Origin of the sequence: Salipaludibacillus keqinensis (assembly GCF_003226325.1) — a bacterium.
Classification (GTDB): domain Bacteria; phylum Bacillota; class Bacilli; order Bacillales; family Salisediminibacteriaceae; genus Salipaludibacillus; species Salipaludibacillus keqinensis.
In genome coordinates this window covers 91,341-111,522 of sequence record NZ_PDOD01000006.1, presented here as the reverse complement: position 1 = coordinate 111,522, position 20,182 = coordinate 91,341, and the positions used below count along the sequence as shown (strand labels likewise).

General features: G+C 40.5%; 20 protein-coding genes. 13 read left to right on the top strand and 7 right to left on the bottom strand.

What is annotated here, in order from left to right; all coding sequences use genetic code 11:
- The first annotated feature begins 12 nt into the window (after positions 1 to 12).
- Positions 13 to 345 carry a CHY zinc finger protein gene (locus CR194_RS18850; RefSeq protein ID WP_110611957.1) on the top strand — a complete coding sequence of 111 codons (333 nt, stop codon included), beginning with the start codon at positions 13 to 15 and terminating at the stop codon, positions 343 to 345.
- Between the two features lie 124 nt (positions 346 to 469).
- Here CR194_RS18850 and CR194_RS18845 read toward each other — a convergent pair whose 3' ends face one another.
- The 3 genes from CR194_RS18845 to CR194_RS18835 all read right to left on the bottom strand — a co-directional run bounded on the left by CR194_RS18845 (position 470) and on the right by CR194_RS18835 (position 4,549).
- Positions 470 to 1,912 carry a carbon starvation CstA family protein gene (locus tag CR194_RS18845; RefSeq protein ID WP_110611955.1) on the bottom strand — a complete coding sequence of 481 codons (1,443 nt, stop codon included), beginning with the start codon at positions 1,910 to 1,912 and terminating at the stop codon, positions 470 to 472.
- A gap of 145 nt (positions 1,913 to 2,057) precedes the next feature.
- Positions 2,058 to 2,807 (bottom strand): LytR/AlgR family response regulator transcription factor, encoded by a 750-nt coding sequence (locus CR194_RS18840; protein ID WP_110611952.1) that lies wholly within the window; start codon positions 2,805 to 2,807, stop codon positions 2,058 to 2,060.
- Complete coding sequence (locus CR194_RS18835; RefSeq protein ID WP_110611950.1) at positions 2,804 to 4,549, bottom strand: LytS/YhcK type 5TM receptor domain-containing protein; 1,746 nt, start codon at positions 4,547 to 4,549, stop codon at positions 2,804 to 2,806. The genes CR194_RS18840 and CR194_RS18835 overlap by 4 nt, the downstream gene beginning before the upstream one ends.
- A gap of 459 nt (positions 4,550 to 5,008) precedes the next feature.
- Here CR194_RS18835 and CR194_RS18830 point away from each other — a divergent pair, with 459 nt between their 5' ends.
- The 12 genes from CR194_RS18830 to CR194_RS18775 all read left to right on the top strand — a co-directional run bounded on the left by CR194_RS18830 (position 5,009) and on the right by CR194_RS18775 (position 15,900).
- Positions 5,009 to 6,793 (top strand): FAD-dependent oxidoreductase, encoded by a 1,785-nt coding sequence (locus tag CR194_RS18830; RefSeq protein WP_110611947.1) that lies wholly within the window; start codon positions 5,009 to 5,011, stop codon positions 6,791 to 6,793.
- A 1-nt stretch (position 6,794) separates the two neighbouring features.
- Complete coding sequence (locus tag CR194_RS18825) at positions 6,795 to 7,568, top strand: (Fe-S)-binding protein (RefSeq protein ID WP_110611945.1); 774 nt, start codon at positions 6,795 to 6,797, stop codon at positions 7,566 to 7,568.
- Between the two features lie 55 nt (positions 7,569 to 7,623).
- Entirely contained in the window at positions 7,624 to 8,613 is a 990-nt protein-coding gene (locus tag CR194_RS18820; protein ID WP_110611943.1) for a sulfurtransferase, read from the top strand.
- A 13-nt stretch (positions 8,614 to 8,626) separates the two neighbouring features.
- Positions 8,627 to 9,325 carry a TVP38/TMEM64 family protein gene (locus CR194_RS18815; RefSeq protein ID WP_110611941.1) on the top strand — a complete coding sequence of 233 codons (699 nt, stop codon included), beginning with the start codon at positions 8,627 to 8,629 and terminating at the stop codon, positions 9,323 to 9,325.
- Positions 9,326 to 9,663: 338 nt separating this feature from the next.
- Positions 9,664 to 10,875, top strand: coding sequence for an ABC transporter substrate-binding protein (locus CR194_RS18810; protein WP_110611940.1), 1,212 nt, complete (start codon positions 9,664 to 9,666; stop codon positions 10,873 to 10,875).
- Positions 10,865 to 11,743: an ABC transporter permease gene (locus CR194_RS18805; RefSeq protein ID WP_233254429.1), complete on the top strand. Its 879-nt coding sequence runs from the start codon at positions 10,865 to 10,867 to the stop codon at positions 11,741 to 11,743. The genes CR194_RS18810 and CR194_RS18805 overlap by 11 nt, the downstream gene beginning before the upstream one ends.
- Complete coding sequence (locus CR194_RS18800) at positions 11,740 to 12,546, top strand: ABC transporter permease (RefSeq protein ID WP_110611936.1); 807 nt, start codon at positions 11,740 to 11,742, stop codon at positions 12,544 to 12,546. Before CR194_RS18805 ends, CR194_RS18800 begins: the two co-directional genes overlap by 4 nt.
- 13 nt (positions 12,547 to 12,559) lie before the next feature.
- Positions 12,560 to 13,573 (top strand): ABC transporter ATP-binding protein, encoded by a 1,014-nt coding sequence (locus CR194_RS18795; protein WP_110611934.1) that lies wholly within the window; start codon positions 12,560 to 12,562, stop codon positions 13,571 to 13,573.
- Between the two features lie 19 nt (positions 13,574 to 13,592).
- Entirely contained in the window at positions 13,593 to 14,174 is a 582-nt protein-coding gene (locus tag CR194_RS18790; RefSeq protein ID WP_110611932.1) for a CDP-alcohol phosphatidyltransferase family protein, read from the top strand.
- A gap of 94 nt (positions 14,175 to 14,268) precedes the next feature.
- Positions 14,269 to 14,673 (top strand): rhodanese-like domain-containing protein, encoded by a 405-nt coding sequence (locus CR194_RS18785; RefSeq protein WP_110611930.1) that lies wholly within the window; start codon positions 14,269 to 14,271, stop codon positions 14,671 to 14,673.
- A 212-nt stretch (positions 14,674 to 14,885) separates the two neighbouring features.
- Positions 14,886 to 15,512 carry an FMN-dependent NADH-azoreductase gene (locus CR194_RS18780; protein WP_110611928.1) on the top strand — a complete coding sequence of 209 codons (627 nt, stop codon included), beginning with the start codon at positions 14,886 to 14,888 and terminating at the stop codon, positions 15,510 to 15,512.
- A 19-nt stretch (positions 15,513 to 15,531) separates the two neighbouring features.
- Positions 15,532 to 15,900 carry a hypothetical protein gene (locus CR194_RS18775; protein ID WP_110611927.1) on the top strand — a complete coding sequence of 123 codons (369 nt, stop codon included), beginning with the start codon at positions 15,532 to 15,534 and terminating at the stop codon, positions 15,898 to 15,900.
- Positions 15,901 to 15,949: 49 nt separating this feature from the next.
- On the opposite strand, the gene CR194_RS18770 is transcribed toward CR194_RS18775, so the two are convergent.
- The 4 genes from CR194_RS18770 to nikC are packed head-to-tail and all read right to left on the bottom strand — an operon-like array spanning position 15,950 to position 19,828.
- Complete coding sequence (locus tag CR194_RS18770; protein WP_110611925.1) at positions 15,950 to 16,963, bottom strand: ABC transporter ATP-binding protein; 1,014 nt, start codon at positions 16,961 to 16,963, stop codon at positions 15,950 to 15,952.
- Entirely contained in the window at positions 16,935 to 17,948 is a 1,014-nt protein-coding gene (locus CR194_RS18765) for an ABC transporter ATP-binding protein (RefSeq protein ID WP_110612229.1), read from the bottom strand. Before CR194_RS18765 ends, CR194_RS18770 begins: the two co-directional genes overlap by 29 nt.
- Positions 17,949 to 17,995: 47 nt before the next feature.
- Positions 17,996 to 18,916, bottom strand: a complete 921-nt coding sequence (gene nikB, locus CR194_RS18760; RefSeq protein WP_110611923.1) for a nickel ABC transporter permease — start codon at positions 18,914 to 18,916, stop codon at positions 17,996 to 17,998.
- A gap of 15 nt (positions 18,917 to 18,931) precedes the next feature.
- On the bottom strand, positions 18,932 to 19,828 hold the full coding sequence (gene nikC, locus CR194_RS18755; RefSeq protein ID WP_110611921.1) for a nickel transporter permease: 897 nt from the start codon (positions 19,826 to 19,828) through the stop codon (positions 18,932 to 18,934).
- Positions 19,829 to 20,182: the final 354 nt, after the last annotated feature.

The following is a 20,182-nucleotide window of genomic DNA, read 5'->3' as shown; positions in this document are numbered from 1 at the left end:
GGACATTCGATTATGAAAATTCACAACATAGAAGTTCGAGGAAAGCCTATTGATAGTGAAACCAGGTGCGAACATTATCAATCTGAGAAGGACCGTATTGCCATCAAATTCAATTGCTGCAACACTTACTATCCTTGTATCCGTTGCCATGAAGAAACCGCTGAGCACCCAGTCACGCGTTGGGAAGAACATGAATTTGGTGAAAAAGCCATCCTCTGTGGTGCCTGTGGAGAGGAGATTACAATCAAAGAGTACTTGCAGGTAGAAAGCCACTGTCCATGCTGTCGCGCTAAGTGGAACCCAAATTGCAGCTTACATCAACACTATTATTTTCAACTAGATTAAGACAAAGTTTCACGTGAAACGACAAAAAGAGAGGATGTCTTTAAAGGGGTAGCTTAAGACATCCTCTCCGTTGAGCCATCGTTTTCACATGATCACTTGTTTAATTGATAGTATTCCAGATCTTTTAGGCGACTTTGTCCACTTGAGCATCTACTTCGATTTGATTGGTAGATCGTTCATGTTTTAATTTCTTTGCGAAAAGAATAATGACAATGACTGTTCCTACTGCAGCTCCTGCGTAGGACACCGGCATGGATAACCCAAAACCGATTTGCGCATTCAAAATGTATGTGAACGTAACCATTGTCATAAATGCGGCAGGAATACTGGAAATCCAATGAGTCTTATTCTGCAAACCTAAGTACATCGCTCCGACCCACAGGGCGATCATAGCTGTAGATTGGTTCGCCCAAGAGAAGTAGCGCCACAGAATGGTAAAGTCCATTTGCGTTAAGGCGACAGAAATAATAAATAACGGGAATGCAATCATAAGACGATTTCGAACTTTAACTTGCTTTATTTTGAAATAATCAGCAATGATCATTCTCGCACTTCTAAAGGCTGTATCTCCAGAAGTGATCGGAAGAATAATGACACCAAGCACAGCAAGCGTACCGCCAATGCCACCTAGCATCATCATGGATACATCGCTTACGACAGCAGCAGGCCCACCTTCATTGATCAATGCATTTAAATCCGTACCGTAGAACAAACTCATGGCGGCGGCTGCCCAAATCATTGCAATGACGGCTTCTGTAATCATCATTCCGTAGAAAATCTTCCGTCCGTCCTTTTCCCGCTGTGTTGTCCGAGAAATGATAGGTGATTGAGTTGCGTGGAAACCAGACAAAGCTCCACAAGAGATCGTTAAGAATAATAATGGGAAAATCATCAAACCTTCTGGGTGCATATTGGTTAGGGTCAATTCAGGAATAGGTGCGCCAGTCATAACTAGACTTCCGCCAATCCCTAAAGCACTTATCAACAATAATCCTCCAAAAATAGGGTAAACTCGTCCGATAATTTTATCTATCGGCAACATGGTAGCGATTACATAATACAAGAAAATCAAGCCGATGACCATGCTCAGTGTTACCCATCCCGGAACCATGTTATAAATAAGAGCAGCTGGTGCAGTAACGAAAACGGTACCAACTAAAAGGAGAAGAAGTACTGAGAACCCGTTAACTACATGCTTCATGACTTTACCGAGGAATTTACCTGCAAGCTCAGGTAAGTGGGCGCCTCGGTTACGAATTGAAATCATCCCGGTCAAGTAATCGTGAACTGCACCGGCAAAGATCGCTCCCAAAACGATCCAAAGAAAGGCAACCGGTCCGTAAAGCGCTCCCATAATTGGACCGAAAATAGGGCCGACTCCGGCAATATTCAATAATTGAATCAATGAATTCCGTTTTGTCCCCATTGGAACGTAATCGACTCCGTCCCCTTGGCTCATGGCTGGAGTAATTCGTTCGTCTTTCACTCCAAATACTTTTTCGACAAACTTTCCGTACGTAAAATAACCGACAATTAATATTACTATAGATAGTAAAAAAGTGATCATGTTTATCCCTCCGCTATCGAAAAATAGATTATATAAGTTGACTTCATTATAGCTTGAGGACAGCATTTAAAGCGCTTTCTTACTTATCATGTTGCTAATAGTGTTTAACATGTATGAATGGAGTAGTGAAATGCATATATGGCCATTAAAGTTCTAGTCGGTCACGTAATCGTTTCACGTAATTACGACTGACAGGTATCAGTTCATGTATATTTTTTAACTTAAGTTGATAGGCTCCGTTAAACCAGGGGGTCATTTCTTCTACTTGTTTTAAATTAACGATGTACCCTTTATGAGTACGAAAAAAAGAATAATTAATCAGTTTTTCTTCAATTTCTTTTAAGGAGTATCTTGTTACGTATTCGCTTCCAACACTGTTTACTTTCGTTACACTTCCATCTTTGTAAATATAATCGATGTTCCCTGGAGATAGGTAATGAATCGTATCATTGTGTTGAACGGCTAGTTTTGCTAATTTATCTTCGGAATAGGGAATGTTGTTAGACTGATCGATTTGCTTGGAAAAAGCAAGACGAAGTCGCTTAATTGTTTCAAGTAATTGTTCTTCCTCAAATGGTTTCAAGACGTAATCTAGAGCATCCACACGAAAAGCATCTACAGCAAAATTTGGGTAAGCAGTCGCGAACACAACGAAAGGAACATTCTTTAATTTCTGAAGGCTAGTTGCTAGTTCAATGCCGTTTTTTTCTCCCATTTCAATATCTAGAAACACCGCATCGGGCTCTAGCTCAATGATCTTAGCAAGGGCCTCTTCAGCTGACCCTGCGTCCCCGACGATGTCCAAATCTTTATAGGTAGATAGGAGGTGACGAAGTTCGTCAATACTGTATGGCTCATCATCAATTAACACAATTCGAATCGGTCTTTGCGTCATTGTTTCCGCCTCCTTTCAAGGTGAAATGAGATGCTTGTTCCGTCAGATGACTGGCTGTGAATTTCAAGCCCTGAAGCAGGTGATATCATGTCTGATAACCGACGGTGAACATTGTACAGTCCAATTCCAGCTCCCTTATCTGACTCAACTGGCTGTTCTAATAAGGTCTCTAACCGAGAGGGTAGAATGCCTTTTCCGTTATCTGAAATCGAAACAAGTACTTTATCATTTTCTCCCTGAATACGAATGGTAATCAGGAGAGATTCGAGATTGGATGTACGACCATGCTTGATCGCATTTTCTACAAGTGGTTGCATGGTTAATGTAGGAACTTGTAAGTCAAGCCACTGTTCCTCAACTTCCCATTTCACCTCTAGAGCTCCTGAAAAGCGAGCTTGTTGGATTTCAAGGTACGACTTTATTTGTTTCACTTCTTCTCCCAAGGAAGACCACGCTTTATGCGTTCCAGCCAAGTTTTGTCGAAAGAAGTTAGAAAGGGATAGGAGGAGTTTTCGTGCCCTTTCTGGATTTGTACGAATCATTGAAACGATGATATTGATCGTATTAAAAAGAAAGTGGGGGCTGACCTGCGCTTGCAAAGCCTTGATTTCAGTTTCACGAGCAATTTTTTTTAATTCTTCTACTTTTGCTAGCTCGAGCTGGGTACTTAATAGTCTGACGAGACCGTGAATTAATTCTTTTTCCAAAGCAGTAATCTCTTTTTCAGACCTGAAATAAAATTTGAGGGTACCCACAATTTCCTCTTTTTGTTTTAACGGAACGATCATAGCCGCATTGATTTCATTAGGAATGTTATCAAGCGCATCATTTTCGTTTAGTCTGCCGATAAATGGTTGACCAGTATATAATACTTGCTTGGTTACCTCCGTTTTTATTTCGCCGCCTTCCGAATAATAATTAGCACCTTCGCCTCGGTAACTTAAAATCGTTGACCGATTCGTCATGGAAACAGCGTAGGCATTCACTTCGTGCAAAAGGATCTCACACGTTTGTGTTGCAGAATTAGGAGTTAACCCTTGTCTCATATGACTAATCGTATGTTCAGCAATACTCAATGCGCGTCCAGATTGAACAGCAGCCATTTTTTCTTCTTCTTTAATGACACTTCGAATAATTAGTACGAAAACAGCAGCGCCTACACCATTAGCAATGATCATCGGAAGACCAATAAGATCCACTAATGCAAAAGCTTGCTCATAAGGCTTGGCAACGAGAAGGATAATCCCCATTTGGATCGTTTCACTTAACGCGCCGATAAAAAATGTGAGAGGGAGAGAAATATTCGCTCCTTTTTTCACGTAGCGATGAGCAATGCCTGCGATAAGTCCGGCAATAACCGCAGACACTCCACAAGCCAAACCAGTAAATCCACCTAATAAATATCGATGTCCCCCAGCAATGAGTCCTGCGCCCAGCCCTACTTTCCAACCCCCGAGGAGGCCTGCAACAACGATCCCGATGACACGGGCATTGGCTATCGCTTCGTCTTCTGCCAAATCGGATAGCCACATCATATAACTTGCTTCACCTGTAGACACGACAACGCCTGTATATGTACCAATGATTCCGAAAAAACCGAATAAAAGAGTGACACTTAATCGTTGTGAAAAAGTGACGTCACGATGATCAATCAGTCTTCGGAAAAAAGGTATTCTAGTCATAACAAAAGCAACCATCACAATGATTCCTAGACGTTCAAGCATAATGACAAATAACTCCATGTGATTTTCCTCCTGAATAAACGTCATACTTCTTATTATACAGCAACAAAAGACAAACAATTTATCTAAAGAATATTCATTTAAGTGTTTAAATAATAATCCATATTCTGTATAAAAAGTAATAACACACTGAATTGATGGGTATAGACTGTGTTGAAATTTGTCTACATATTTGTCACAGACTATTCGAAATTAACACTGGAGAACATAAAAACATTTGATAAATTAGATATAGAGGTATTGGTATTTTATCAAGTTCAATAGTGAGCATAAAAGTTAAAACGAATCTCATTATTGAATATTGTTAAAAACTCAGTGCCTCGACCATAACGGTTTTAGATGGTGGTTATGTGGTTATTTTAGTGGAGAAGTTTTTAATCATGCAGGGGTTTAACTCCTGCTATTTTCTAAAAAGATAAATGTGAATTACTTCACAAAAGTGATTGAGAGGTGAGAGGGATGGAATTTAGAACAGAAGTGGTAGATTTAGCTTCAAACATTGCAGAAAACTGTATGGGACATGAAGAAGCATTCTGTGTAGCAGCTTGTCCAATGCATACAGATGTGAAGAAATACGTTGCTCAAATAGGAGGAGGAAATTATCAAGGAGCGATGGAAACGATCCGCGAAAAATTATTTCTGCCTAATACGCTCGGCAGGATTTGTGCCCACCCTTGCGAGGTGGATTGCCGGAGAAATACAGAATTTGGTCAGGCGATCTCCGTAGCGGGATTGAAACGATTTGTCGCTGAAAAAGCGGACAATAAAGAACTTTGGGATGTGAAAGTCAAAGCATCTACCGGAAAGAAAGTAGCTGTGATCGGCGCAGGTCCGGCTGGGGCACAGGCGGCAATTGACTTACGTAAAGAAGGGCACGCTGTAGTTATTTACGACAAGCTAAAAGTAGTAGGTGGCATGATGCGCGTCGGTATACCAGAGTATCGACTCCCGCGAGAAGTGATTGATTTCGAATATAGCTATTTAGAAGATTTAGGTGTGTCTTTTCAAATGGGAGTTGAAGTAGGAAAAGATATCTCGTTTGATGAACTAAGGGTAATATATGATGCTATCATTCTTGCACACGGTGCCCATAAAGGTAATCTCCCTCCAGTACAGGGGAAAGAGGCAAAAGGTGTTTTCCATGCTGTGGAGTTCTTAAAAGAAATAAGCTTTACTCATAAGTTTGTTCGTGGCGGAAAGAGGATTGCGATCGTAGGTGGTGGAGATGTTGCAATGGACTGTGCAAGGTCCTCTTGGAGAATTGGTTGCGATGAAGTTTTCTTAATCAGTCTTGAAGACAGGAATAACCTTCCAGCCAGTCAAGCGGAGATTGAGGAGTCCCTTGAAGAAGATGTGAAATTTAATAATGGATGGGGCACCGATGAAATCGTTAAGAACGAGCACGGAGCAGTTTCCAGTATTCGCTTGAAAAAAGTAGCTTCCGTTTTTAATGAAGAAGGTCGTTTTGCTCCAACATTTACCGACGAAACAAAAGAAATAGAAGTGGATACGGTGATTTTTGCTACAGGGCAACAGGTGGAAGACATTACTGGTGGACTCCTTGAACAACAAGGTGGAGGTCGTTACGATGTTAACCCGGATACGTTAGCTACGAAGCTCTCAGATGTGTTTGTAGCAGGAGATGCTAGTGGCGGAGTGATTGTGGTAGAAGCCATGGCGTTGGGGAGAAAGGCAGCAAAATCTGTAGACAGATATCTGCAGAACAGAGATTTAAATAAAGCTCGGCATATAAAAAAGGAATTGAGCTATAAGACCCGCCTTGATGTTCCTCTTCCTAAAGGAACCGTCAATCTGCCGAGGACATCTGGTAACCATAGGGAGGCTAGGGAACGTAAACGAGACTTTCTTCCTTATGATTTAGGATATACCGAAGAGCAAGCAAAAAAAGAAGCATCGCGGTGTATTCAATGTGAGTGCAAACTATGTATGACTGAGTGCATCATGCTAAATGATTTTACAGAGTGTCCACAAGATCTTTTCAGTGAATTTATTGATAAAGGTGAAATTGATCCGGTGATTCCTTATTCCTGCAATATGTGTGGAGGATGTACTCATGTATGTCCGAATGATTATCAGATAGGGGAAGCATTTATGGGAATGAGGAAAGACTTTATTCTTCATAACGATGGAAAGTCCCCTATGGAGGGACATAAAGCCATTGAAATACACCAAATGCTCGGCTTTTCTAAAGTGTTTTGCACAAAGGTGAAGGGAGTGAAATAGCATGACACAAAAAATGGGTTTCATGCCAGGGTGTTCGTTGCCTTCTTATACACCTGAAGGCGTGAAAAAAACGATGGAATACTTGAAAATGGTTTATCCGGATTTAGGAGGTGTTCAAAAATGCTGTGGTAAAGGAACGAAAGCTCTAGGTCAAGAGGATAAATTCAAGGAGAGATTTGCAGGTCTTCAGAAAGACATTGATGATGTGGGAATTGAAATGATGGTTGTGGCATGTCAAAACTGTTATAAAACGATAAAAGAAACGAGTGACCATACGAATGTGGAATCTCTTTGGACATTACTTCCTAGAATAGGTCTTCCTGAAGAAGTAAAAGGAAAAGGGTCCGTGAGTGATGTGGTTTTTGCTATCCATGACTCATGTTCGACGCGATACGAGAAAGAGATTCAAGACGGTATAAGGTGGATTCTCTCAGAATTAGGATACAGAGTAGAAGAAAGTGAATTCTCACGAGAAAAGGCCCGTTGCTGTGGTTTTGGAGGAATGATTGTCCCGGCAAATCCAGACCTGGCCATGCGCGTCATGAAACGGCGTGGTAACGATTTTGACAGTGACTATGTGGTTGTTTACTGTGCGGCTTGTCGTTCATCGTTAATGAAGGCAGGCAAAAAGGCTTTCCATATTTTAGATCTTTTATGGGGACCTGTTATCTATAACGAAGAACCGGCCCCGGAAGATGTGTTGTCTAGTCCGGCAAAATCTTGGATTAATCGTTATAAATCAAAACATGCCGTTAGAAAAGTTGTTAAAGCATAGTCTGTTCGTTCAGGTAATAAATGTGAAATAGTGAGCAAAAAAGGAGGCACTAGTCATGGGTAAAAAATTAAAAATGATCAGCTTTAGTAGTTTAGCCGTGTTGATTTTGGGGATTATTGTTTATTTTTCCGTAACAGGAATTGATGCTCAGGAGGTTGATTTATCCGTGCAGCAGGAAAAAATTAATGAATATGCAAACCCGGAAGTTTTTATTACAGCTGAATCATTACATCAGTTAATGGAAGATGATGCGAAAGATGTAGTGGTGATCGGTACAATGGATGAAAGAGGCGGAGCAATACCAGGATCTTTTGAGGTATGGCGTCCGAACTATTCTGGAACTGACGCTTATCCTTATGGAGGCATGGCGAACTCGATAGAGGAAATGGAAGCTTTATTGGGTTCTTTTGGAGTAAAGGAAGATACGACGATTGTTACTTATGCTGCCAACGACCAGCATGATTCAGCGAGACTGTTCTGGCAATTAGAAATGCTTGGTCATGAAGATGTTCGCTTATTAGACGGAGGAATTAATGTCTGGATCGGAGCAGGATATGAAACATCTGATCCTGAAGAAATTGGGATAAGACCGGAGACGGCCTATGAAGCTCCTGATTTCAACGAAGAAGCATTTAATGCCTCTTTAGAAACAGTAAAAGAAGCAGTAGACAATGAACGTTATCTTATCCTTGATACAAGAGCTAAAGATGAAGAAGAAGGATCCACGACTTTGAGTGGCGCGGAAGGTCCTGGGAAGATTAAAGGATCCACTTTTATTGAATACTCTGAAGCAACAGCTGAAGATGGCACGATCAAGCCATTAGATGAACTTGAAGAAATTTACGGGGATGTTTTATCCAAGGATCAGACGGTCATTTCCTATTGTCAGTCAGGCGTTCGATCAGCATATACATGGCTTGTGTTAACACATGCTATGGGCCATGAGGAAGCCCTTAACTATGATGGCTCATGGATCGAGTGGTCTTACGGGGTCTACCAAGATGAAGATAGTGATATGATAGAAAAAACAGAAAACCATGAGTAAAGGAGTGACCTCTATGAGTGCGAAAAATAAATCAGCTATCAAACTCGTTTCTTTAATTGCTGCTATTGGAACTGTGCTCTTTATAGCATGGCAGACGGGTCTTGTGAACCGATTGCAAGATGTGACAGCTATGCAAGAATTTATCAATAGTTTCGGAATGTTGGGTTACTTGATCTTTATTATCGTTTTTATAGCAGTAGCTGTATTTATGTTGCCGGGAGCCGTCTTAACAATTGTAGCCGGTATTACATTTGGTTCGGTTGTCGGGGGGATCCTTGCTCTTATTGGTGCCACTTTGGGAGCAGCTGCAGCATTTCTTGTAGCGAAATATTTAGCAAGAGATATGATTGTAAAAAAGTTCAAGGGGAATGCGATCTTTGACAAGGTGGATAAAGGAGTAGAGGAGAATGGAATTAGCTTCTTGATCCTTACAAGACTTGTGCCTGTATTTCCTTATAATGTCCAGAACTATGCTTATGGTTTGACCAGTTTGAATTTTGTGAAGTACACAGCAGTCTCATTTGTCACAATGGCACCTGGCGCTTTCATTTATGCTTATATGGCAGGGCAAATCGTACGTGAAGGCATTTCAATGAATTTAATGATGCAGTTTGCCGGTGCTGGAGTAGTTCTCTTCCTCGTTTCATTGATTCCTAAATATTTAGCTAAGAAAAAAGGCATTGATATGAATGAATTGAAAAAAACCTCTTAAACGGGAGATGAGCCTTGAATCATGGAATAGCGTTCGAGCATCATGCTCGGGCGTTTTTTCTTCTATTATTACCTGTTAACTTTACAAATTGATAAGATCTTCATGATAGACTATAGGTAGAAGATAGCTTAAAGTAAAACGAATTTTCCTTTATCGTGTATGACTTTCTCTAATAGAGAGAGTAGTAATCATGTTTGTCGAGCATTATTTGGTTAATGTAAGTAAACTTACTTTTTATACAATCTATCTAGAGTTACAATAATAACAACTCTCTTACGACTATTATTATTTCATTCTATAGGGCATGGAGTTAACTAACAGGTGGAGTGGATGAATCTATGATTAATATTGTGGCCTTACTAGTCTTAATTACTATGTCCCTCGTCGGATGTAGTTCTGGCAATGAGAATACAAATACAAATGAGAACTTAAGTGAGGCAAGTTGGGAAGAGATAGCTTCTGAAGCGGAAGGCTCAGAAGTAGGAATCTATATGTGGGGAGGAGACGATGGCATTAATCGTTATATTGACGACTATGTTGCTCCTGCTTTACAAGAACAGTATGATGTCACGTTAAATCGCTATCCGATGGATGCACAGGACTTCTTGTCTAAACTAATGACGGAAAAACAAGCTGGTCAAGAAGAAGGCACGGCCGATATTCTTTGGATAAATGGTGAAAATTTTAGAAGTGCCAAGAACAACGATTTGTTGTACGGAGACTTTGCTTCTTTATTGCCAAATATGGAATCATCTATTGGAGATGAAGCCCCATTTATTCATATGGATATGGGAACAGAAATCGATGGTCATCAAGTTCCATGGGGAAATGTGCAGTTTGCATATCAGTATAACTCGGAGATAGTTTCCGATCCCCCTTCATCCATTGAAGAACTGGTCCAGTGGTCCATCGACCATCCTGGACAATTTACGTACCCTAACCCAACAGACTTCACAGGTAATGGCTTTATTCGTCACATTATGTATGATATTGCTGACGATCCTGCGTTGCTTGAAACGTTTAATGAAGAATGGTTAGAAGAGAATGGCGAGGATATATGGGAGAGACTGACAGAATTCAAAGATTCACTATGGCGACAAGGGAACACCTATCCAGAAAGTCTTGCTCAACTGGATCAACTATATGCTAGTGGTGAGGTTGCTTTTACAATGGGGTTTAACGAGCATCGAGCAGAAAGTTTGATAGAAGACGGGGTGTTCTCACCTTCTACAGAAACGGTTGTAATTGAACCAGGATCCATTAGTAACACGCATTATTTGAGTGTTCCATTTAATAGTCCAGAGCCTGAAGGGGCGATGGTTGCAATAAACTTTTTGATTTCTCAAGAGGCACAAATTCAAAAGATAGACCCAAGCATGTGGGGAGAAGGGTCGGTATTGGACACATCACTTCTTTCTGAGGAGGAGCTACAGGAACTAGAAGACATGAGTGGCCCAACCATCGTTCAAAACAAGGATATTCTTCCAGAATTGGATGCAAGGTATCATGATTGGATTACTGAGAACTGGGAGCAACAAGTTGTTCAGTAATAAAGCCCATAAGTTTCGACCGTACCTCTTTTTGCTCCCAGGTCTAATAATTGTGGCTTGTTTAGTGGGCTATGGCTTGTTTAGCGCTATTGTGGAGAGTCTTTCGACGCCTGAAAACGAAGGGGACTTTTATTACTATATTGAACTTTGGCAAAACAATACGTTTTTACAAGCTTTAGGCATAAGCATTTGGGTAGCTGCTGTTTCGACGGTCATTTCTATTTTGGTAGGGTTGTATTTAACAAGAACGATGGTCCGTCTTTTTAGAAAGGATCACTGGAAGTTTCTTGCTTGGTTACCGATGTTAATCCCCCATTTCGTGGCGGCATACCTTGTCTTTTTGTTATTTTCCCCTAGTGGGTGGGTTTCTTCGATGTTCTATCAGTTAGGATGGATTGGAAGTATTGGAGAATTCCCTGTTATGGTGAATGATCCTTTTTATTTAGGTGTGATTTTTACTTATATTTGGAAAGAGATTCCCTTTGTTATTTTGATGTTATTGCCGGTTTATCAAGAGATGGACTTAAGGTATGAAGATGTAAGTCGGACATTGGGTGGGAGCAAGTGGACCGTATTTAAGACCGTTGAGTTTCCCTGGGTTTGGCCCGTTTCAATAGAAGTCTTTCTTATACTATTTGTGTTTATTCTCGGAGCTTTTGAAGTACCTGCTCTATTAGGTGTAACCTACCCGAAAATGCTTCCCGTCCTTGCTTATGACTGGTTTTATCAGGCAGCATGGGTAAACCGTCCTCTTGCTCAGGCAATGATGGTGTGCCTCTCCATTGTTTCACTCTTTGCAGCGATACTAATACTGACTTTTTCCCGGCGCTGGAGAAAAAAATGGACTGTTAGGAGGGAGGAGATATGAACGAAAATAGAAAGCGTGTATTATTACAAGGACTCTTTCTCCTTCTTTTCGCCATCATGTTTGTGATACCGATTTTTTTCATGTTCGCTAAAAGTATCAGTTTTGGTTGGCAATGGCCCAACTTGTCCCCTAGTGGGATCGATATTCGGGCATGGGAGGTAGCCTTCCGCGATCCACGGATTTATCAATCGCTCATAAATACGGTTGTGATTGGAGGGGCAGTTGTGATATTTAATTTTCTCATTGCTACTCCAGCAGCTTATTCTCTTAGCAGGTATGAATTTAAAGGGAAAACCATGATCGAATCCTTGCTAATCTTACCCATTCTTGTGCCCGTTTTAGCCGTAGCGATGGGGTTACATATACCGATGATCAGGTTGGGACTAACCGATAATTTAAGTGGGGTTATTCTTATTCACTTATTACCAACCCTTCCGTACGCCATTCGAGTCTTAAAGGCTGGCTTCGACCGTCTAAATAATGATTGGGAAGAGCAAGGAGCAGTGCTAGGTGCTAGAAGAGCAACGGTCTTTTGGACGGTCATTATTCCGTTGATGGCACCAAGTATTCGCAGTGCGGCGCTGTTAGTATTTGTGATTTCATTAAGTCAATATGTGTTAACAGCGATAATCGGTGGGGGAAGGGTCTCTACGTTACCAATGATTTATTACCCCTTTTTCTCAAGTGCGGATGAAGCGGTAATTGCAAGTTTCACAGTCATGTTCGCTCTGTTACCTGTTCTGTTTCTAATCTTATTTGAGACTGTATGTCGCAGCTATTTAAAAATATTGAAAAAGCCGTAAGGGGTGAAGGCCAATGCTGATGAAAGTGGAGAATTTAGCAATCTCATATAATGGAATGACAGTTTTTTCTGATTTGAATGTAGAGTTAGAGAAAGGGAAAATTATGAGTCTCGTTGGCCCCTCAGGCTGTGGGAAAACAACGTTCTTACGTTGCATTTCCGGTTTGACTTCTCCTACATCAGGGACGATTCAGCTGAATGGGTGTGACATTACTAAAACGAAACCTGAAGAGCGCCCTGTAGTTCTAATGTTTCAGCAACCGCTACTGTTTCCCCACATGACCATCTTGCAAAACGTCACATACGGTCTAAAGTACGGCAAAAGGAAGTTAAAGAAAAAAGAACGAGAAGAAAAAGGGTTAGCTATTCTGGAAAAAGTAGACTTAGGATCTCACGGAGAACGTTATCCTCACCAGCTTTCAGGTGGACAGCAACAACGGGTTGCTCTAGCACGGGCTCTAATTGTAAACCCTGATCTTCTCCTTCTTGATGAGCCTTTCAGTAGTCTGGATCCTTCGCTACGTTCATCGATTCGGTTGTGGGTAAAGGATTTTCTTAAGAACGAAGGGGTGACGGCTTTGTTTGTCACTCATGACCGTGAAGAGGCAATGATTATTGGGGATGAGATCGCTGTAATGAAGGACGGCAGTTTCCAACAGACTGGCGCTCCAGAAGAAGTTTATCAGAACCCGAAAAGCTCAACTGTAGCTGAAATGTTTTCAGAAGGGGTGCACTTTGAAGAATCCTTTTTGCCAGCTAATCAACTTACGATTCGTCCAGTCAGTAACTTGAAAGTTTCAGATACCGAAACGATTAGAGCTGTTATTCAATATAAAGTTTATAAATATGGTCACTCATTTTATCACCTGCATGTGCCCTCTCTTAAACAGAATGTGGTCGTTTCTTCAAGTCAGCTTTTCAACGACGGAGATCACGTTGACCTCACTTATTTGAGAAGCAGTGTGCAGCCGTTTCATAATGAACAGTCAACTATCTACTTTACCGACAAAGCGAGGCAGTCTCGTTAAAAAAAAAGGAAGTGTCATGATGCTTGATACGAAAGCCCGTCACCTTGTTCAGCCAGCTGTTAGCCGTTCAGCGAGTTTGTTCTTGAAACTAGGGTTCACTGCGAACCAAGTGACAACGATCGCTTTTATAATAGGAGTAAGCTCAGGCTTATTTATATATATAGATCAACCGATCATCGCCCTTGCGGCATTATGGTTTTCTGGATTTTTAGATATAGTAGACGGAACAATGGCGAGAAAAACGCAGACATCTTCTTTTGGTACCGTGCTAGATGTTAGTTTTGACCGTCTTGTAGAGATCAGTGTCATTCTTGGTTTAGCCTTTCGATATCCAGATGCCATGTGGATTCTTCTTCTCTTAAGTGTATCGATTATTTACGCAATGACCGTCTTTTTAACGGTCGGCGCCGTTTCAGAAAAGAGTGGAGTCAAATCATTTTATTATCAACCTGGTCTTGCCGAAAGAACAGAAGGGTTTATCTTATTTTCCTTAATGATTGCTTTTCCATCTTATTTAATTGCCATCGCAGCAGTGTTTTTAGCGGTTGAAATTTTTACAACGCTACAACGCTTAAGGGAAGCAGCTAAAATATTAAAATAAGTAATTTTTTTGAAATAATTATAATTTTTACTAATGAAAGTCATTAATTAATGTTATAATCTTTGTGGATAAAATATTCAAGGGGGGAGTAAAGATGAAAATAATCACATCGATCTTATTTTTGATGTTGCTTGTTCTATTGTCAGTGGGTTGTTCTGATACAGATGCAGAAACAGGTGACATGAACGAAATGACCGCAGATGAGTTACAGTCAGAAATCGAAGAAGAAGGCATGGATGACGAGAAATATTATTTGGATGTTCGTGAAGAAGAGGAATTTGCTGAAAGCCATATTAGCGGATTTACCAATATCCCTATGGCAGAAGTCATGGAAGACGGTTCACAGTTACCTGAAGACCAGGAGATAGTCATTCTATGTAATACGCAAAATCGCAGCATCGAAGTGGGCGAATCTCTTGTAGATCAAGGGTTTGATCCAGAAAATCTTACGATCGTCATGGGCGGCATTTCTTCATACGAAGGAGAAAAAGAGGAGTAATTATATCATTAATATGTGGTAACGATTCACATCCCTTTTTTATTGTTGGTGTTTATTTCACCATCACTAGAAAAGGTTTTTTTGTAATGCGTTTAAAAACATTCTCAATTTAAATAATCGTGAAAATTCATTGTTAAATTAGGTAATGATATGGGAAGATCAATGGTAGAAGACATTTTGAATTACATCGTTATAAGGACCGGAGGCGAAGTATGACTTTATTATATGTAACAGCAAATCCGAAACATACAAAAGAATCTTATGGATTACAGTTAGCGGAATATTTTATGGAAGAATATTTAAAGCAAAAGCCAGATGAGAATGTCGAACGCTTGGACTTGTTTGAAGTGGATTTACCACCATTAGGACGTGAAGCTTTGGCTATGTGGGAGCGAAACGGGTCTAATACTGCTGATACGATGATCCCCTCTAATCCGTTTGTAGAGCAGTTCCTTAAGGCAGAAAGGATCGTCATTGTAACGCCTCTTTGGAACATGAGTTTTCCACCTCAAGTAAAAGCGTATGTCGACCATCTTATTATCCCTGAGAAAACGTTCAGGTTTACAGATAAAGGGATCGAAGGATTGATGCAAAATAAAAAAATGATTCATATTCAGTCTCGAGGAGGCGTGTATTCAGAAGGGCCCCTGCAAGCATTTGAACACGGAGAGAGTTATTTAAGAACCATCTTTGGGCTAATCGGATTAAAGGACTATCATCATCTTTATATTGAAGGAACGAGTACTTTTCCTGATGAAGTGGAAGAGAGGCTAGAAAAGGCGAAAGAACAGGCGAAGTCGTTCGTCAGAGTTTTTACAGAGCCTGCCCATTTTGATTGATAAAGGAGACAAGTCACAAGTGAAAATATTCTATTACCGATTAAAGCCTTCTGTGAGAGTGAATATTCTTGCTGCTAGTCAGGACTGTACCAAACTATTTGATGATGAAGAGGAAGTCATGGTGTTTCATGAAACTGTGATTCCAGTAGCGGCAGCGGAAAAAAGTCGATTAGTGGAGAATGTTGAAAGGGAAGGGGAAATATACGATGCTCTAGTCTTTACAGAATTTACATATTTAGTAGGCTATGGGTTTATCAGTAACGAAATTTCTCCTGAAGAAGCTGTGCAATACATTGACGAAGAAAATGTAGATATCGAGCCTATAAATGAGATTATTGAAACGAAAACCCGTATTCTTTATTTTGAAGAAAAACTGGCTAAATACTAATGAAAATACCCGTCTCATAGAAAACTCTGAGACGGGTATTTCAATTTGCTTAGTAATTTGGTGTCATTTCACCGGATTCGATCTCTTCGATATAATGGCAGGCAGCTTGATGGCCTGCAGCCATATTAATTTCAGATGTTCGTAATTCGGGTATTTCTTCTTTACACTTATCTGTCGCGAATGGGCAGCGAGTGTGGAAACGGCATCCGGTTGGAGGATCAATCGGAGAAGGGACATCTCCTTTGAGAATAATTTGATCTTTTTTCTTCGTTGGATCAGGAACAGGGATCGCTGATAACAATGTTTTAGTATATGGGTGCTTCGGATTATCAAATAAAGATTTTTTATCGGCAATCTCGACGATTTTACCGAGATACATCACAATTACACGGTCGGAAATGTGGCGGACAACTCCAAGGTCATGGGCTATAAATAAATACGTTAAATCCAATTCTCTTTGAAGTTTTTTCAACAAGTTTAACACTTGTGCTTGAATAGATACATCCAAAGCAGAGACAGATTCATCACAGATAATCAGCTTAGGATCAACAGATAATGCTCGGGCAATTCCGATTCGCTGGCGTTGGCCACCACTGAATTCATGAGGGAATCTGTCAAGTTGATGAGCTCCTAATCCTACAGTCTCCATCAATTCCATCATACGATCTTCACGCTTTTCTTTAGGAAGAACATTTTGAATTTCCATCGCTTCATTCAATACTTGTCGGACGGTCTGACGAGGATTGATCGAAGCATATGGATCTTGGAATATTATTTGTAAATCTTTTCTCATCTTCCGCATTTCACGCTTGTTTAATGCGAGAAGGTCTTTCCCATTAAAGGAAATTTCTCCAGAGGTTGGTTCATCCAAACGAAGGATAGCCCTTCCCGTCGTCGACTTGCCACAACCGGATTCGCCAACAATGCTTAGCGTTTCACCGGCATTTACATAAAAACTAACGTCGTCTACCGCTTTTACGTCGTTGATTTTTCTGCCAAGAATCCCCCCTTTAATTGGGAAGTATTGTTTTAAATTACTTACTTTGAGCAGTTCCGTAGTCATTTTTTACGTTCACCTCCGGACCATCCCACTGATCTGTATAAATCCAACAGCGGACTTGATTTTTATCAGCCATAGTATCTAAAGTTGGAAGCTTTTCTTCGCAGAGCTTTGTCGCAAAAGGACAACGCGGAGCAAATCGGCACCCATCAGGAAGGTCATCTGGTCGAGGGACCATTCCTTTAATGACTTCAAGTTCTTCCTGATCTATATCATGTCGCGGTAACGACTTGAGAAGCCCGACCGTGTAAGGATGTTTAGGTGAGTGGAACAAAGTGTTGACGTCAGCATATTCGACAATTTTACCCGCATACATGACAGCTACGTAATCACACGTTTCCGCCACCACCCCAAGGTCATGGGTTATCAACATCATGGACATTCCAAGCTCATCTTGCAAGTTATTAATTAAGCGTAAGATTTGCGCTTGAATGGTCACGTCTAACGCAGTGGTTGGCTCGTCAGCAATTAACAGTTCTGGCCTGCAAGCGAGGGCAATGGCAATCATCGCCCGTTGCCGCATACCACCGGATAGTTGGTGAGGGTAAGCTTTTAACCGGTCTTTAGGAGAAGGAATCCCTACTAGTTCTAGCATCCCTAAGGCTTTTTTTAATGCTTGTTTTTTAGAGAGTCCTTCATGAATCATATAAGACTCAGCGATCTGATCACCAATAGTGAAAACTGGATTTAAAGAAGTCATTGGTTCTTGGAAAATCATTGAAATGCGATTTCCACGAATCGATCTCATTGCGCTCTCTGATTTGGCTAATAAATCTTCACCACTGAACGTGATTTTACCACCTTTAATTTTTCCTGGATCTTCTAGTAAACGCATAATAGAAAGAGAGGTAATGCTTTTTCCCGAGCCAGATTCACCAACGATACCTAACGTTTTCCCGGTTGGTACATCGAAGCTCACGCCATCAACGGCTTTGATTTCTCCCTTACTTGTATAGAAGGACGTTTGAAGCTCGTCTACTTTAATCATAGTTTTCGGATTTTCCAATATTTTTCCCACCTTTCTTTCTGGTGTAATTAATCTAACTCAATTCGTTTATTAAGTACTCGGTAAGAGATGTCTACTAAGAAGTTAACGAAAACGAACAACATCGCTAAGACTAAAACAGAACCTTGAACGATTGGGAAATCACGCATAGCAATCGCTTCGACGACGAATCGTCCTAATCCATTAATAGCAAACACGGTTTCTGTTAAAACAGCCCCACCAAGTAATACTCCAAACTGAAGCCCGACCACGGTTACCACAGGAATTAATGCATTTCTTAGAGCATGTTTATAAATGACGTATCGCTCTTTCACGCCTTTTGCCCGTGCCGTACGAATATAATCTTGATGAATGACTTCAAGCATACTGGATCGAGTCATTCTTGCGATGATCGCAGCACCAGCCGTACCTAATGTAATAACCGGAAGAAGAAGTTGTTCCGGTGTGCCCCATCCTGAAACAGGCAGCCAATCAAATGGTAGTGCGAAATACTGGATTAGCATTAAACCTAGCCAAAAGTTTGGCATCGATAAGCCGAATAAGGCGAATATCATGATAAACACATCTAGGAATGAATTTCTTTTCGTTGCGGATACAATTCCCGCTATTAAACCTATGAAAATACTTAGTAAAGTACTATAAAAGGCCAGTTCAACGGTTACCCAAAAACGTGCACCAATTTCACTGCTGACGGCACGACCGCTCCTAACTGAATTTCCCAAATCTCCTTGAGCGGCATCTACAACAAACCTTGTATATTGTGCGTAGAAGGGATCATTTAAACCGAGACGATCGCGCATTTGTTCTACTTGAGCTTCGTCTGCACGTTCACCGGCCATGATTTGAGCTGGGTCACCTGGAATCAGATGCATCATCAAAAATACTACTAATGTAACCCCTAAAATAACAGGGATCGTCTGCAATAAACGTCTAATCGTATAAACGAACAATAGTCTTCACCTCTCTTACGATTTGATTTTTGGATCAAGAGCATCTCGCACACCGTCACCAAATAAATTGAAAGCAAGTACGACAGCGACGATCGCCAGACCTGGAAAAAGAGCAATGTGAGGATGTTCCCACATATAATTTCTTCCTGCTGCTAGCATCGCTCCCCATTCGGGGGTAGGGGGTTGTGCGCCTAATCCTAAGAAAGAAAGACCCGTGGCGGTCAAGACGGCAGTTGCGACTCTTAATGTAGCTTGTACAATAATTGGCGATAGAATATTCGGCAAGATATGTCTGAAAATGATTCGAGCATCCGAAGCTCCTAAAGCTCTTACTGCATCAATGTATTCTAGGTTCTTTACTGATAAAGTGGAGCCCCTAACTATTCTCGCAAAAACGGGTATTGAGAAGACGGCAATCGCGATAATTACGTTATTAATACTTCCACCTAATACCGCTACGATCCCAAGAGCAAGAAGAATACCAGGAAAAGCAAGAAATACATCCATAATTCTCATTAAAACGGCATCGGTACGTTTGCCATAATAACCAGCGATAATTCCTATAAATACACCGATAACCATTCCGATCGCTACAGATACAAAACCAATATAGAGAGTAATTGACATACCGTGAATGATTCTAGTAAAGATGTCCCTCCCGTGATGATCGGTTCCAAACCAATGTTCAGCGGATGGACCTTGTAATCTGCTGCTAATATCAGGTAAGAGCGGATCATAACTGGTGAACCATGGCCCTATAACTGAAATAATCATAAAAAATAAAATAAGAATTCCGCCTGCCATCGCCACTCTGTTTGTTTTAAGCTTTCTCCACATCGTTTTGAAATTTTCCACCTGCGGATTAACTCGCTTTGTGTTTTGCGTGGACACATTCACTGTTGTTTCTGCCATAATGTAAACCTCTCTTTCGTTTTGTGAATAAAATAATATGAAAATATAGAAAAAATTGTATAATAAGCTAAAAAAGGGAATATTCCAAAAATTAATTATTGAATTCACCCGATGAAACAAGAAAATATGAAAAAATTATATCATTCCAAATCTATCACAAGTCCTAATAGATTTAAGAATACTATATTTATAGAATAATACTGTAATATGATCTTTTATTTTTTTAGTGTCTAAATCATTATACCTTGAGTGAAGGAGTGTTCCAAGAGAATTCTAAAAGGTAATTCACTTTTTTACACTAATGTAATAAAAAAATATATTTGAAAAATGTAAATTTTGAGATTTTTCTATCTT

Excerpts from the sequence above, each read along its gene's own strand:
- CR194_RS18850 (WP_110611957.1), top strand. The coding sequence starts at position 13 with ATGAAAATTCACAACATAGAAGTTCGAGGAAAGCCTATTGATAGTGAA.
- CR194_RS18845 (WP_110611955.1), bottom strand. The coding sequence starts at position 1,912 with ATGATCACTTTTTTACTATCTATAGTAATATTAATTGTCGGTTATTTT.
- CR194_RS18840 (WP_110611952.1), bottom strand. The coding sequence starts at position 2,807 with ATGACGCAAAGACCGATTCGAATTGTGTTAATTGATGATGAGCCATAC.
- CR194_RS18835 (WP_110611950.1), bottom strand. The coding sequence starts at position 4,549 with ATGGAGTTATTTGTCATTATGCTTGAACGTCTAGGAATCATTGTGATG.
- CR194_RS18830 (WP_110611947.1), top strand. The coding sequence starts at position 5,009 with ATGGAATTTAGAACAGAAGTGGTAGATTTAGCTTCAAACATTGCAGAA.
- CR194_RS18825 (WP_110611945.1), top strand. The coding sequence starts at position 6,795 with ATGACACAAAAAATGGGTTTCATGCCAGGGTGTTCGTTGCCTTCTTAT.
- CR194_RS18820 (WP_110611943.1), top strand. The coding sequence starts at position 7,624 with ATGGGTAAAAAATTAAAAATGATCAGCTTTAGTAGTTTAGCCGTGTTG.
- CR194_RS18815 (WP_110611941.1), top strand. The coding sequence starts at position 8,627 with ATGAGTGCGAAAAATAAATCAGCTATCAAACTCGTTTCTTTAATTGCT.
- CR194_RS18810 (WP_110611940.1), top strand. The coding sequence starts at position 9,664 with ATGATTAATATTGTGGCCTTACTAGTCTTAATTACTATGTCCCTCGTC.
- CR194_RS18800 (WP_110611936.1), top strand. The coding sequence starts at position 11,740 with ATGAACGAAAATAGAAAGCGTGTATTATTACAAGGACTCTTTCTCCTT.
- CR194_RS18795 (WP_110611934.1), top strand. The coding sequence starts at position 12,560 with ATGCTGATGAAAGTGGAGAATTTAGCAATCTCATATAATGGAATGACA.
- CR194_RS18790 (WP_110611932.1), top strand. The coding sequence starts at position 13,593 with ATGCTTGATACGAAAGCCCGTCACCTTGTTCAGCCAGCTGTTAGCCGT.
- CR194_RS18785 (WP_110611930.1), top strand. The coding sequence starts at position 14,269 with ATGAAAATAATCACATCGATCTTATTTTTGATGTTGCTTGTTCTATTG.
- CR194_RS18780 (WP_110611928.1), top strand. The coding sequence starts at position 14,886 with ATGACTTTATTATATGTAACAGCAAATCCGAAACATACAAAAGAATCT.
- CR194_RS18770 (WP_110611925.1), bottom strand. The coding sequence starts at position 16,963 with ATGACTACGGAACTGCTCAAAGTAAGTAATTTAAAACAATACTTCCCA.
- CR194_RS18765 (WP_110612229.1), bottom strand. The coding sequence starts at position 17,948 with ATGATTAAAGTAGACGAGCTTCAAACGTCCTTCTATACAAGTAAGGGA.
- nikC (WP_110611921.1), bottom strand. The coding sequence starts at position 19,828 with ATGGCAGAAACAACAGTGAATGTGTCCACGCAAAACACAAAGCGAGTT.